The 14134-nt window shown below is 64.4% G+C and carries 12 protein-coding genes; 3 read left to right on the top strand and 9 right to left on the bottom strand.

Annotated features, from left to right (window positions below):
• Window positions 1–84: 84 nt before the first annotated feature.
• The 8 genes from C440_RS14790 to C440_RS14755 form a co-directional block, all read right to left on the bottom strand.
• Window positions 85–2571 (bottom strand): DUF2309 domain-containing protein, encoded by a 2487-nt coding sequence (locus C440_RS14790; protein ID WP_008321403.1) that lies wholly within the window; start codon window positions 2569–2571, stop codon window positions 85–87.
• Window positions 2561–4048 (bottom strand): proton-conducting transporter transmembrane domain-containing protein, encoded by a 1488-nt coding sequence (locus C440_RS14785; RefSeq protein ID WP_008321402.1) that lies wholly within the window; start codon window positions 4046–4048, stop codon window positions 2561–2563. The genes C440_RS14790 and C440_RS14785 overlap by 11 nt, the downstream gene beginning before the upstream one ends.
• A 362-nt stretch (window positions 4049–4410) precedes the next feature.
• Window positions 4411–4893, bottom strand: coding sequence for an Lrp/AsnC family transcriptional regulator (locus C440_RS14780; protein ID WP_008321401.1), 483 nt, complete (start codon window positions 4891–4893; stop codon window positions 4411–4413).
• Between the two features lie 45 nt (window positions 4894–4938).
• Complete coding sequence (locus C440_RS14775; RefSeq protein ID WP_008321400.1) at window positions 4939–6666, bottom strand: PH domain-containing protein; 1728 nt, start codon at window positions 6664–6666, stop codon at window positions 4939–4941.
• Entirely contained in the window at window positions 6663–7127 is a 465-nt protein-coding gene (locus C440_RS14770) for a PH domain-containing protein (RefSeq protein WP_008321399.1), read from the bottom strand. The genes C440_RS14775 and C440_RS14770 overlap by 4 nt, the downstream gene beginning before the upstream one ends.
• A gap of 77 nt (window positions 7128–7204) precedes the next feature.
• Window positions 7205–7966 carry a DUF7260 family protein gene (locus C440_RS14765; protein WP_008321398.1) on the bottom strand — a complete coding sequence of 254 codons (762 nt, stop codon included), beginning with the start codon at window positions 7964–7966 and terminating at the stop codon, window positions 7205–7207.
• Complete coding sequence (locus C440_RS14760) at window positions 7957–8955, bottom strand: metallophosphoesterase family protein (RefSeq protein WP_049915901.1); 999 nt, start codon at window positions 8953–8955, stop codon at window positions 7957–7959. The genes C440_RS14765 and C440_RS14760 overlap by 10 nt, the downstream gene beginning before the upstream one ends.
• Before the next feature lie 216 nt (window positions 8956–9171).
• Window positions 9172–9633: a hypothetical protein gene (locus C440_RS14755; protein WP_008321395.1), complete on the bottom strand. Its 462-nt coding sequence runs from the start codon at window positions 9631–9633 to the stop codon at window positions 9172–9174.
• 136 nt (window positions 9634–9769) lie between these two features.
• Here C440_RS14755 and C440_RS14750 point away from each other — a divergent pair, with 136 nt between their 5' ends.
• Entirely contained in the window at window positions 9770–11911 is a 2142-nt protein-coding gene (locus C440_RS14750; protein ID WP_049915899.1) for a S9 family peptidase, read from the top strand.
• Window positions 11912–11965: 54 nt separating this feature from the next.
• On the opposite strand, the gene C440_RS14745 is transcribed toward C440_RS14750, so the two are convergent.
• On the bottom strand, window positions 11966–12652 hold the full coding sequence (locus tag C440_RS14745) for a YqjF family protein (RefSeq protein WP_008321393.1): 687 nt from the start codon (window positions 12650–12652) through the stop codon (window positions 11966–11968).
• Between the two features lie 120 nt (window positions 12653–12772).
• On the opposite strand from C440_RS14745, the gene C440_RS14740 reads away from it, so the two are divergent.
• A complete protein-coding gene (locus tag C440_RS14740) occupies window positions 12773–13627 on the top strand; it encodes an aldo/keto reductase (protein ID WP_008321392.1) in 855 nt (284 codons plus the stop codon).
• 2 nt (window positions 13628–13629) lie between these two features.
• A complete protein-coding gene (locus tag C440_RS14735) occupies window positions 13630–14133 on the top strand; it encodes a macro domain-containing protein (RefSeq protein ID WP_008321391.1) in 504 nt (167 codons plus the stop codon).
• Window position 14134 lies beyond the last annotated feature (1 nt).

Genomic DNA, 14134 nt, shown 5'->3' with positions numbered 1-14134 from the left:
CTACGCTCTCCTGCGGTAAATATCTCGGAGGGAAACAGTTCACCGCAGGGCATCACTGCTGAAGGGCGGCGATGACCCAGCCAATCAGTCGTCTGCCGCAGGCGGCGCGACACGTTCGGCGGTCGGTTCCGGTGTCTCGGCCCCGTCGCGTCTGTCGTCGGCCTCGGTGGCCACCCACGTTAGGTCCTCGTCGTACTCGAACGCAGTGGCGTTCTGTGTCGGGTCAACGACGGTTAGCGAGAGCCAGCCGTTGTCCAGGAGTTCGGTGACTGCGGCGTTCTCCGCGAGGACGGACGTCACGCGTTCGACCGGGGCGTGAATCACCACCGAGAGACGGAGCGGTTGGTGATACGGGTCGTCGTCGGCCGCCATGACCGACTGGAGCGGCAGTCCGGTCATCAGGTCGCCTCCGTTCCCCTGATAGACGCCGACGTTCCCGACCGGGTTGTGGGTGATTTTCGACCCGCTCCCGTAGACCGCGTTATCTACGGTCGAGAAGTAGTACTGCATGTTTATCCACTGGGTGACGACCATAGGCCCGGACACGATGGCCGCGAGGGCCTCGCCCGACTCGTCGTCCCGCCAGTCGTACGAGTGAAGGAACGAACGACCGTCGAGGTCGAAACCCTGCGTCAGCGACCGGGGACCAACGACGAAGCCGGCGTTACCGGCGAGTCCCCACTCCGGGCGCGTCTCGGCCCAGTCTGCGGCGCGGCGTTCGACTTCCCGAGTTCCCGGTGACGACGTGTCCATCGATTCAGTCCGCTCTGCGGCCGAACCGTCCCGGGCCGTTTCGAGGTCGGAACGAAGCTGTTCGATGTCGGCCTCGTGACTCTCCGGAACAGATTCGGTAAAGAGCGTCACCTCGTCCGTCGTCGTGTTGTGTTCGCCGGCGACGAAGATGGTGTCCGAGGGAATGTCGAATCCGCGGTCGCGGAGTGCGGCCTTGACCTCGTCGTCGTTGCAGATGGCCGCGAGGACACGAGCGTTCGGGCCGCCGGCGTTTCCGGCGCAGGCACCACAGTCAAGGCTGGATTCGAACGGGTTGTTCGCGGTCTGACTGGCGTGGCCGACGAACGCGACGATGCGCGCGAATTCGTCCCATCCCATCAGTTCGAACGCGGTCGCGGCGTACTCGACTTTCTCCGCCGTGGACAGGCCGCGTGGCAGGTCGCCGTCGGCGGTCGGGTCGTGGTCGAGTGCCGGTTCGCAGAAGTCTGTGTGGGATGGGACCCGCTCTGAAGCACCGGTGAGGAAGTCGTACACGCGCGACGGAAAGAGCGTCCGCGCCGTGAGTGCGGCCCCGTAGCCGACGCCGGTGCTCTCGACGAAGCTGAATACGGTCGCCGCGTTCGAGGTGAGTGACTTGAGGACGTTCCCGGCGGCACTGGTCGTGTTCGACCACGTGTCGTACCGCTCGTGTTCGTGGTCGCATCCCTCGGACGGACGGTCGGCGACGTAGTGTTGTGCGTCGAGAATCGGTGGGCAAGCATCTGTCGTGACCTCGGCGTCGTAGGCCTCGTAGCGCATCGGAATGCCGAAGAAGCCCGCGTAGCCGTAGGTCTCGTAGGCACCGGCGTTCTCGACGTGCCGACGGATGACCTCCGAACGCGTGTCGATACAGAAGACGAGCTGTGCATCTGGGCGACCACCGTCTTCGAGCGCGATGGCTGGCTCGCCGCCTTCCGACGCGGCTGTCGATTGATTCTGGTCGGCAATCGCCTCGACCAGTTCGGTGCGATACGTGGTCTCCCACGCGGTCAACCAGAGTTCGGGAAGCGGGACTTCGGCGTCGCGGTGGAGACCACGTTCGGTCCCTATCGATTCTTCCGTGGAATCCGTCGGGCCGAGCGGCGCGTCGAAGAGGTCCGTGAGAACCAGCCGGACGGCCAGATACTCAGTGAGCGTGATGGGGTACGTCGCCTGCCAGTCGCCTCCGCTTTTGGCCCGCTGTTTGACGAATCCGGTCCACCCCGGCAGTCTGCCGAAGTGGAACTCGAAGAGGTCCACCAACTGGTCGCGTGGATACGCCGAGACGACCTGTTCGATTGCTTCGGTCGGGTCGTCCGGATAGGTGGCGACGGCGCTCGGGTCAGGAAGCGCCCCGTCGTGGCGCGCCACGGAACGGAACGCGGCGTAGAACCCGTGGTCGCGGTTCGGCATCGACCACGAAGCGTGTCCCTCGTCGAGGAAGGCGGCGAGCCACTTCGTCAAGACCGCGTCAACGACGTCGTGTTCGCTCGACTCGTCGTCCTCGGTGGCCGACTCCGATTGGGTCTCCATGCGCGCCAAGAGGGTCGATGGGTCTTCCTCGTAGCCGTGTGCGCGCAGTTCGCTTCGAAGCGTTTCCCGGTCGATTTGACCCGTGTCGAGCGCGGCACGGAACACGTCTGCACTCGGATAGCCGCGGCCGCCGAACAGGCGTTCGGCCTGTTGGACGGCCTCGTGGAACGGGCGGTCTTCGAACCCGCTGAGCGGGTTGGCCGTCACGAAGGAGTGAAGCGGCCAGACTGACCCGACGCTGGTTGCTGCCTGTTCGATGGTGTCGCGGACTGTTTCGTTAGTGCTCATTGTACTCCTCTCTGGTTGTTACGATGGTTCCGGACGCGGGGCGCGTCGCATTCACGAGCGCCATATATAGGCGGGTGCTACGGCGGTAGACCCCGCTTTCGATGGTGACGTACGCCAAGACGAACGCCGCGGCGACGACGGCGTGAACGGGTGTCAGTTCGGTGGGTGCCGTGACGAACGGAACCCCGACTAACGCGTGCTCGATGGCCTTGTACACCAGCGCGTACACCCCGATTGCTGGCAGGAACACGAGCGGAATGGCTCCGTACCGAAGGAACGCGGGAAGCGCCGCGTGGCGTACCATCTCGCGGGTGGCGTGCATCGTGGTCAGCACGACGAGTCCCGCGAGTAGTACGCCGCTATCGAAGGCGGTTCCCTCCCCAGTTGTGACGGCGAACAGGACGCCGCCTGCGAGTGCCGTCAGGACGGTCACCGCGAACCCGACGACTCCCACCGGTTGTTTCGCGGCGTACGTCCCATCGGGACTGGCGTGTTCGACAGTGCCGCCGGCGGAGAGGAACTGATACGCTTTGTAGAATCCGTGTACGATGAGGTGGGTGATGGCGGCGCCGAAGAACCCGAGTCCCGCCTGCATGAACATGAACCCCATCTGCCCGACGGTCGAACAGCCGAGTTTCCCCTTGACGTCCGTCTGGACGGATTTGAGGAGCTTTCCGACGAGGGCACTCGTCGCGCCCACGGCCACGATTGCCAGCATGAAACTACCGTCGGCGGTAACGACCGGCGCGAACCGGAGTAACAGGATGCCGCCCGCGTTGACGAACCCGGCGTGCATCAACGCCGACGCGGGCGTCGGCGCCGTCATCGACGACAGCAACCACGTGTGGAACGGGAGCAGTGCGGACTGAATCATCGCCGCCAGCAACAGCATCGCAACCGCAAACAGAACGGCTCCGGAGGGTTCAATTTCTGCCGAGGCGACAGCAGAGACCGTTGACGCGCCGGTTTGCCACCACAAGGCCGCGAAGGAGACCGCCAGCAGTGCACTGCTCCCCGTAAAGTACCGAAGTGCGTGTGTAGCCGCCGTCCGCGCGTGGTCCCACGCGTCCACGTGGCCGATGAGGGCGGACATTACCAGTCCCATCGTTAGCCACAGCGCTACGAACACGACGAGCGAGTCCGTCGCAACCAGCGCCATCACGACGAGCGTGAACGCGAACACGTTGCCGAAGAATTTGTCGAGCGCGCTATCGCCGGCCATATAGCGCCGCGAGTAACTGTGGACGATTCCGCTGAAGAACGTCACGACGACCCACATCACGACTGTCAGGCCGTCGATAGAGAACAGTCCCAAAAGCGACCAGCTCTCGGAACTAGACAGTCGGAGGGTGGCAACCACGAGACTCAGCGCCCACAGGACCCACACGATTCGCGTGAGAACGAGCGGGAGCCGCGACGTCGCCGTCGTCGTCTTCGGTAGCGATCCGACCCGAGTGAATTTCGTCTCGTCTGTCATCGTTTGTGGGCTGTCGCAGTCCGTGAGCCACCCTCGACGCGGGTAGGCCAATCACTGACTGTTTTTTCTCGCCTGTAGAACGAACATATTCGCTATTAAAACCTTCTATCCGAACAATTTGTTCTCTATATTGCGCATGGAAGAACATTATGGTCTATGTTACCGAATAACGTTATATCGGCGTTTCCAGACTGAACACACGGTTCACCCGGGGTGTGTCGTCTCGCTCTCGCTCGTCGTTCAAAGCAACCCGACCCGTGGTTCACAAACTGTTCGTGCCTCTGGAATTCTGCAATCAAACCGTTCGGCTGGATTCAGAGTGGAGGAGAAAGTAGTCGTTTGCCGTGGCGACGAGAACCCGGTCACTCGGTCGTCGAGGACTGGTCGCTGTTGAACCCGCCGAAGGGCGTCGTCTTGTGGCTTCGAACGAGTACCTCGTCGGCGACGGTCAGTCCGAGTTCGAGCAACTCCTGTGCAACCGGCGTGACGTCGTCGTCGTTTTCGCCGATGACGGTTACGAGGAGGTTCTTCTCACCCGTGACGAGTTCCTGCACGGAGACGACGCCGTCGATAGCGAGGACGTCGTCGATTATGGCTCCGCGTTCGGGTATCGGTGCGGTACAGAACAACAGCATCCGAAGCGGATACCCGGAGGCCTGATAGTCGATTTCGGCGCGGTACCCCTTGATGACCGAGTGGTCTTCGAGGCGCTGGATTCGCTTTCGGACCGTACTCCCCGAGGTACCCGCCCGCTCGGCGATATCGCCGGACGACATGTTCCGAGCGTCGTCCTGCAAGGCGTGGAGAATCGAGCGGTCTACGTCGTCGATGTCGTCGTTAGCCATGTCAGTACGTACGCAGGACCGGAAAAAGGTATTTTGCTCCGCCGGTCAGCGGTCGGCATCCGACTCGGAGTGACTATCGGGGTCGGCGTCGCGGAGGCCCTCTTCATCGGATTCGGAGTTCTCTTCGACGGAACTCTCGTCTTTCTCATCGGGTCCGACCACAGCGTCGCCCCAGATAAAGGAGTCATCCGTGTCTGCCGACTCGGTGGGGGAGTCTGTCGGTCTGTCGTCGTCCAATGTGGGGTCGTCCGTCGCGCCGACACCGAGGGCCGCCTGTCGTGCGCGGCGGCGCTCTTCTCGCCGTGCGACCAACGACGCCCGAAGCCGGTCGTTCAGCGTCTCGCGGAGGTCGCTCGCCGCCGTCGCTTCGATATCGACGGCTTTCGCATCGCCACCGACGAGCGAGAGGCTTCCGGCGGTGTCGGCCGTGACCGTCGAGACCCGCCACCGACGCTGGAAGATAGTCCGCGTCTCGATGACGGTCTGTACCCGATAGTATGGGACGAACCGAATCTCGCGCTTCCAGAAGCCGTTTCGGGTGACGAAGGTGTCGTCCGCGAGGGCGTGACCGCGATGTCGCCACTGATAGACGCCGGCGACGGCCGCGACGGGAACGAGCACCAATGGGAGGTACCACGGAATCTGCTGTGGAAGGAGCGTGTTCGCGCCGTAGAGTGCCAGCGTCACCGCGCCGAGCGCGAGCGAGTACCGGACGGCGTAGCGTCGGCGGATGCGCGACGGCGGTCGTTCGAACGTCGGTTTCGAGACGCCTTCGAGTTCTTCGACGAGGGAGTACACGCGGTCGCGTCGGGCGAGCGGAATCGCCGCTTCCGACCCTCGACCGGCGGCACCAGAACCGTTCGAACTCTCGGCTCCCGGTGCGTATCCCGCCGTCTCGACGAGGAGCGTGGCGTAGCCGAACCGTCGCTTCAGCGGGTTGTCTTCGACCGTGAGCGTCTGGAGTTTGTCGATGGGAATCGAGCCGTTGTATCGCTGGAGCAGGCCGCGTTCGTACTGGAGTTCGTCGCCGACGCGGGTGAGTCGGAAGCCGTAGTAGTTCACCACCGCCGAGACGAAGCCCGTGGCCCACGAGACGGCCGTGACGAGAAGGACGAAGCCGACGAGTCCGAGCGTCGCCGCGACGACGCCGCTCGTCGGGATTGGAACGTCAACGAACGAGGTGACGACGGGGAAGATGCTCGACCCGAAGACGAAAACGAGACCGGGTAGTCGCATGTCGAACGAGAGCGCACCGACGATAGCGAGTTCGCGCGGGTTCAACTCGAAGAGGAGTTCTTGGTCCGGTTCCGACGCATCTGCCTCCGTGTCGCCGCGTTTCAGGCGAGCAACCTCCTTCTGGATGCGACGGGCCTCCTCGTAGGTGACGAACCGAAGGCTCCCCTCGGTTTCGCCGCCGCCCGCGGTTTCGAGGTTGACGGCGGCGAGCCCGAAGAGCCGCTGGGCGACGTTGCGGGAGATATCGACGTTTTGGATGCGCCGATAGGGAATCTCGCGGTTGCGTCGGGAGAAGACGCCGGACCGGATGTCGAGCGTATCGGGCGTGAGTTCGTACTCGAAGCGGCGATAGTACGCGAGTTCGTACCCGCCGATGGTGAGCACGACGACACCGAGAAGCGCGGCTCCTCCGAGCGCGCCGACGAATCCACCGAGTGCGGTCCCGCCAGAGAAGGCGATGAACGCGAGCGCGAACACGATGCTGACGCTCCGTTGTGCCGCTCGGTAGGGCACCGAGAGTGGCGACAGGTTCGTCATACCGCGTCGTCGCCCTCGGCGCGGATTGCGAGGCGTTTCAGCCGGTCTTGAAGGTCTTCGGCCCCGTCAGGCGTCAGGCCGGGAATCGCAACGTCGGCCCCGCGTGAGCCGGCCGTGTAGACGATAGTCGATGCCAGACCGACGAGTCGTTCGAGCGGCCCCCGCGTCGAATCGACGTGCTGGACGCGAACGAACGGGACGACGGTGTTGACCTTGGTCAAGACGCCGCGTTGGAGGTACAACGAGTCGTCGCGGACCTCGTAGCCCCACGCGCGATAGCGGAGCAGTGCGTAGGGGACACCAACGACGAGGAGCGTCACAGCGACCGCGACGGGTGCGAGTGGCGGAATAGATATCGGCGCGAACACGACGCCGGCACCGGTGACGCCGCCAGCGACGAGCGCGAAGACGACCGCGCGGGCGACCCAAAGAAGACGGATGCGGGGGTGGAGGCGATTCATCGGTATCCCTCCGAGAACGTGAACATACTATACTCCGGCGTCACCGTGAACGGATAAATAACTGTGGCCGAATCGGGCTACGGTGTCGAAGCGAGCCACGTTTCGACCCGGCCCGTGGCGGTGTCGAGGGCCGCCGCGACAGCCGCGGCCGTCGCCAAGACAGGATAGCGAACCGAGAGATTCTCGTACAGGAACTCCGTCACGTCGTGGTCAAGCGAGGAAAGCGCCCGTCGATGATTCGCTATCGTCGCCTGTCGCTCCACGACGAGTGCATCCAACCGGCCACGGAGGTCCGCCAACCCGTCGTGCAACGCCAGTAGTTCGTCGAAGCCGCGGTCGGAAAGTGGCGTGTCGTCGAATTCGGAGAGCCGTGCGGTGAGCGACGCGATGTCGTCGTGCATCGACTCGATGGAGTCGATCTCTTCATCGACGACGCGAATGAACTCGGCGCGTTCGGAGACCGCGGTGGCGGCCGCCGAGGCCACCGTCTGCCGGAGCGCGGGCGAGAAGACGCTCGCGGACCGGAACGCGGTAGCAACGTCGGGACCGAACTCGGCCGAGACGCTGTCTTCGAAGGAGTCGTCGTACTCCTCGTCGTAATGTGGGACCGACATGACGGTCCGCTCGTAGGCGCGGCGGACACGAGCGAGTGCGCCGTCGGAGTGCTGTCTGCGTCCGATAGCGGTTACGGCCATCGGCGTCGCCGCGGGCGCGGTCGCTTTCACCGCCGCGACGTCTTTCTGGAACGCGAGAAACGCCGCTCGTTCGTCCACGCACCGCCGGCGTTCTTCGCGGAGGTTCTGACGAGCGGCGTCGAGCCGGTCGAGACTCACCGCCATCGAACCGCCTCCGAGACGTTTCCGCCGACCGACTGGCTGGGCGGCGTCCGCTCGTCGACGAGCGGGAGCGTCGAGAGGAGGCCGCGGTCGGCGTGCGCCGCGATTCCCTGTCCGTGGGCGCTCCCGCTCGACGCGAGTGTGTAGGCTTCAGCCATCCCTTTCGGACCGGCGAGTGGGACGAGTCGAATCGTCGTCCCGCTTCGGTCGATTTCGACGAGCAGGAAGGACTGCGGAAACGAACACGTCGCGGGCGCGGTTATCTCGCGGACGCCGTCTCGAACCGCGGTCGCCGGCCAGTGAATGTGGCCCGAAAAGACGAGGGGAACGCCGTGGCTGGCGAGTATCTCGCGGAGTTCGTCGGCGTTTCGAAGTTGGTAGAAGTCGCCGTCGGGGAACTGCCCGGTGTGTTGGCGCGGGTGGTAGAGGTTGTGATGGAGGACGACGAGCGGCGTCGTCGCGTCAGCGAGGTGTTCGTCCAACCAGCGGAGGTGCGGTTCGGGAATGACCCCCTCGTGGGACTCGTAGAGTCCGAGGTTGCATCCGCCACTGGCCGAGTCGAGACCGATGACGTCGATGCCGCCGACGCGACGCGTACACGGCAGTTCGCCGGTCGCGTATCGGTCGGCGAACCGTCCCGGTGTTGGGACCTCGTAGTCGTCCCACCGCTTTGGTACGTCGTGGTTGCCCGGAACGGAGAGCCACGGGTCCGGCAGGTCGGCGAGGATTTCGTCAACGACATCGTATTCACCCGGGCGACCGTCCCGCGTCAGGTCGCCGAGGAGAACCGTCGCGTCCGCGTCGAGGTCCGAGATGGTCGAGACGGCGGTTCGAAGTCTGTTTTCGGTCCGGTGGTAGACTTTCCACGTTCCGGTCCCGGTCGGCGTCACGTGCGGGTCGGAGACGATTGCAATCCGAGTTGGCGTCCGCGACACCGGTCGCGCGAGACGAGCGAGCACCGGTCCCGGCGACTGCTGACGAGCGGCTCTCATCGGTCGATCGTCCGCGTGAACGTCCCCAATACAGTAGCTCTGTGGACGCGGATTTCCCCGGTCTCGGGACACAACTCGATTTGAAGTGACGTCTCGGTGACGCGTGACTCGTCCCCTTGCATACAGGTCTACCCACCGGTAGCGGGGAAATAAACATATCGTACAAAATATATATTTTATGAGGTAGCTATGTATAGTCTATTGAGGCGTCAATAGTCAGTTGAGAAGCCCCGGGTTGAGGAGGAGTCCGGCGACCACGAGCAACAGGACGGCGGCGCCGGTGGCTCCGAGGTAGAACGGAGCGGCGTTTTCGGCCGGCGTACGAACTTTCTTCTCGGCAATCCCGTCTTTCGCTCGCGCACGGCCGACTTCGACGAGACCGGTGAGCGCGAGCCAGAGCGCGAGCATCGAGAGGACGAGGTGGCCGCGACCCGACCCGAACAGGCTCCCGACGGTGTAGCGACTCCCGGCGAGGTGGCCACCGGTTGCGAACATCAAGACCGACGCGAGACGCGACCACGTCGTGAGACGGGACGTTATCGACTCGAAGACACTGGCGCGAATGTCGCCTGCGCGGGCGGTCGGAAGCACGGCAAGCGCGAAAAAGAGCACGCTCCCGGTCCACAGTCCCCCGACCAGCAGGTGAACTGTCGCCATGATAGTATCGATGAGTACCATGTTCGTCGGGTTAGTTCAGCGATGCTTGAAGGTTTCACCTTCGGGTCGGCCGTTCGAACTCCGTCTCAGTCTCGAAAACCGACAGCGGGGTCGCCGACGCAAACATATTTCTTTGTGGGATGAGAGCCTACCACTCATGTCAGATGAAATTCCAGTAGAGGCGTTTTACGACCTCTCGATGCCGTCGGAAGTCGCAATCTCACCCGACGGCGACTGGATTGCGTTCGTCGTCTCGGAGTCAGACCCCGCCGAAGACGAACGGCTGTCGTCGCTCTACGTGGTCCCTGCGGACGGCTCTCGTGAACCCCACCGCTTGACACGTCTGCCGGGGGCGTCGTCGCCGAAGTGGTCATCGGACGGAAATCGACTCGCGTTCATTGGCACCCGCGACGAGGACGTTTCGCGTCGCGTCGGGCGACAAGCCGACCCAGAAGCCGAAACGAGCGCGGACGACGATGCGAACGCAGACGACGACGCGAACACGGGCGGCGACGTATCGGACGACGACAGCGACGACGCGAACGCGGCGTCTGCGTCCGACGACCCGAAGTCGCAGGTGTGGTGTTTCGACCTCGAACTCGGCGGCGACCCGACACAGTACACCGACTTCGACGAGGGCATCTCGGAGTTCGATTGGTCTCCAGACGGCGACCGTCTCGTCGTCTCCGCCCGCGACCCGACCGACGAAGAACGAGCGTATCTCGACCAACGCGAGGACGGCGGCCCAATCGAGACAGAGCGCCTCCAACACAAGATAGACGGCGTCGGCTGGACCGACACGGTGACGACCTACCTGTTCGTGGTTGACATCGACACCGGCGAGACCGAGCGATTGGACGACGCGGCGGCGGCCGGCGCGTTCGCCGACCTTGGCGGTCTGCAACCGGCGTGGGGACCCGACGACCGAATCGCGTACGTCACGTGCGACGCCGACGAACCCGACGACACGCTCGTTCAGGACGTGTTCGTCACTGACCCCGACGGCGCGAACGTGGAGAAGTTGACCGACGGCGAGTACGTATGTCGGTCGCCGAAATGGTCACCCGACGGGACGCAACTCGCGTTTCAGGTCGGCCACCCGACGAACTATTATATCCCGCAAACGGTTCGCGTGGCCGACCTCGAAACCGACGAGACCCGGACGCTCTCGGCGTCGTTGGACCGGACACTCGCGTGGTTCGCACAACCGCAGTGGGCTTCCGACGACGAACTGTACGCGCTCGTCGCCGACGAGGGCCGGTCCAGACTCGTCCGCCTCGACCCCCGCGCCGACGCCCCCGAACGCGTGTTCGACGCGCAGGGGGATTTGCGCGCCATTCAACGGCTCTCCATCGCGGGCGACCGCGCGGCGGTCCTCGTCTCGGACCCGACCGACGGCTGGGACATCTACGGCCTCTCGCTCGACGACATCGACGCGGCCGACGAGACGGAAGCCGAGTCGTTCGTTCGGCTCTCTGCGCTCAACACCGAACTCACCGACGAGTACGAGATACCGAAGACGACGCGAGTTACGTTCGAAAGCGACGGGTGGGAGGTCGAAGGCATCGTCTACGCGCCCGCCGATTTCGACTTCGACGACCCCGACCCACGTCCGACGGTCGTCGGTATTCACGGCGGGCCGATGTCCTACGACGAACCCGAGTTCAAATTCGAACACTCGCTTTTCACGTCGCGCGGCTATCTCGTCTTCCGGCCGAACTACCGCGGCGGAACCTCCTACGGACGTACATTCACCGAAGAACTCCACGGGCAGTGGGGAACGGTCGAAGTCGATGACATCGCCGCGGGCGTCGAATCTCTCGCCGAGCGCGGGTGGACCGACGCCGAGCGCGTCTTCGGGTACGGCTTTTCGTACGGCGGTATCGCACAGGGCTTCCTCGTGACCCAAACCGACCTCCTGACCGCCGCCGTCCCGGAACACGGTATCTACGACCTCGCTTCGGACTACGGGACCGGTGACAGTCGCCTCTGGAACGAACACGAGTTCGGCCGCCCGTGGGAAGACCCGGACACGTTCGACGCCGCCTCCTCGCTCACTGACGCCGAACACATCGACACGCCGCTTCTCGTCATGGCCGGTGGGCAGGACTGGCGGTGCCCGCCGACGCAGTCGGAACAGCTCTATGTCGCCGCCAAGGCGCAGGGCGTCGATGCCAAACTCGTCGTCTACCCCGACGAACACCACGGAATCACGGACCCCAAGCGCGCGACACACCGGTTCGAAGCGATTCTCGACTGGTACGACCGCCACGACCCGGCCACGGAGAGCGACGACTGAAGCCGACTCCGACGCGGGGTCTGCGACGCGACCGCTGTCTGGCCGCCCGGCTCGTCAGTGAAGAATCGCCGGCGGCTTCGCGGTGACTTCGAGGTCTCGCGCGTAGTGGACGAGCGGGTCACCTCCGGGGTGTTCGAAGCCGCAGGCCTCGAACAGCGTATTCGCCTCGATTTCGACGGCGGCGTCCTGTACCGGCCACGGGTCGTGGTCGATGACGCCGATGACGACCGGCCAGTCGTCGGTGTAAAAGCGGTAGTTCTCGATGAGAAACGCGGCGAGCGACCCCGGTTCGACGCGTTCTGGCTCGTCCGTCGGCCGGTAGGTTGCTTCGAACCGCGCACCCGGCGAGTCGTCGGCCGGCGCGCGATAGCTCCGAAATTCGACCGTCTCACCCCGTTCGGTCGCGGACATGGACGCGTAGTGATACGGGAGCCGATACCCCAATCGAGCCATCGACACGCCGAGGCGGTCCGCGGCTTCGAGCGTGAAGAAGTAGACGCCCCTCTCGCCGCCGTCGGTGGGTTCGACGTAGGTTCGGAGATTCACCTCGGGAAACGCCAAGCCGATGGGTGACCGGCGCGGACGAATATCGACCATGTCGAACGAGACGACGCCGAGCCACGCCGACCCGTCGGCGGTCGCTACCGAGAGTTGGTCCGGGAGATGCGCGTCCACGACCGCGGGGGCAACGGGCCAGTGTGCGAACAGCGTGTGCCGCCAGCGCATCGAAAGCAGGTCCATACCGGCCCTACGAACCCACACAGGGAGTGGGTTTCGGCGGTTCGAGACGAACGGTGCCGCCGTCTCGACGGCACACCGCCCGCCGAAACGACCATCTTGTTGGGAATCAATCAAAATTGTATGAGCCTCGACAACGCAAGCGGCACGTTCGACATCGGTGGGGAACTGACGGTCCGTCGGCTCGGCTTCGGCGCGATGCGAATCACGGGCGAGCAGATTATCGGAACGCCGGACGACGAGGAGAACGCGAGAAAGGTCCTCCACGAGGCCCTCGCGCGCGGTATCAACTTCATTGACACGGCGGATTCCTACGGTCCCGGCGTCTCGGAGCGACTCATCGGCGAGGCGCTTGCACCCTACCCCGACAACCTCGTGGTTGCGACGAAAGGTGGCTTCCTCCGAAACACCGACGGCGACTGGATTCCACGGGCCGACCCGGACTACCTTCGCAACGCGGTTCTCGGGAGTCTCGACCGACTCCGGACGGATACACTCGACCTCTATCAACTGCACTGTCCCGACCCGGACCCTGACGTCTCTCTCGAAGACTCCGTTCACGCCCTCGCGGAGTTGAAAGACGCCGGCCAGATTCGACACGTCGGTCTCTCGAACGTCTCGGTTGAACACCTCGACGAAGCACGCGATATCGTCGAGATTGCAACCGTACAGAACCACTACAACGTCGCAACCCGCGAGGACGAGGCGGTCATCGACGCGTGCGAGAAACACGGTATCGGCTTTATCCCCTACTTCCCGCTCGGCGGCGGCGACCTCGGTGACAAGGCGGACGACGTGGCCGCCGTCGCAACGAAACACGACGCGACGGCACAACAGGTCGCTCTCGCGTGGTTGCTCCACCGCTCCGACGTGATGCTTCCCATTCCGGGCACGTCGAGCGTCGCGCATCTCAGAGACAATATCGCGGCCTCACACATCGACCTCGACGACGAGGATATGGCCGCGCTCGACTCGTAACGATGGAGTTCACCGTCGTCCGCGGCGACATCGCCGCGCAATCGGCCGACGCGCTCGTCAACGCCGCGGGAACGAGTCTCCGGATGGGGTCCGGCGTCGCCGGCGCGCTCCGTCGGGGTGGCGGCCCGGAGTTGAACGAGGCGGCGATGGCGAAGGGACCGGTCGAACTCGGCGACGTCGCCGTCACCGACGCGTTCGACCTCGACGCCGACGTCGTGATTCACGCGGCGGCGATGCCCCACTACGGCGACGGGCAGGCGACAGCCGAGAGCATCCGCGATGCGACCCGCAACGCGCTGGAAGCCGCCGACGACCGCGGTTGCGAATCGCTCGTTGTTCCCGCGCTCGGCTGTGGTGTTGCCGGATTCGACCTCGAAGACGGCGCGCGAATCATCTGCGAGACGATTCGCACGTTCGACCCGGCGTCGCTCCGCGAGGTTCGGTTCGTCGCCTACGACGACGACGAATTCGACACGGTCTCGCGGGTTGCCACGGAAACTGCCTAGC

Source organism: Haloferax mucosum ATCC BAA-1512 (assembly GCF_000337815.1).
Taxonomy (GTDB): domain Archaea; phylum Halobacteriota; class Halobacteria; order Halobacteriales; family Haloferacaceae; genus Haloferax; species Haloferax mucosum.
Note: the sequence above shows the minus strand (reverse complement) of the source record. Positions and strands in the feature narration are given on the sequence as shown.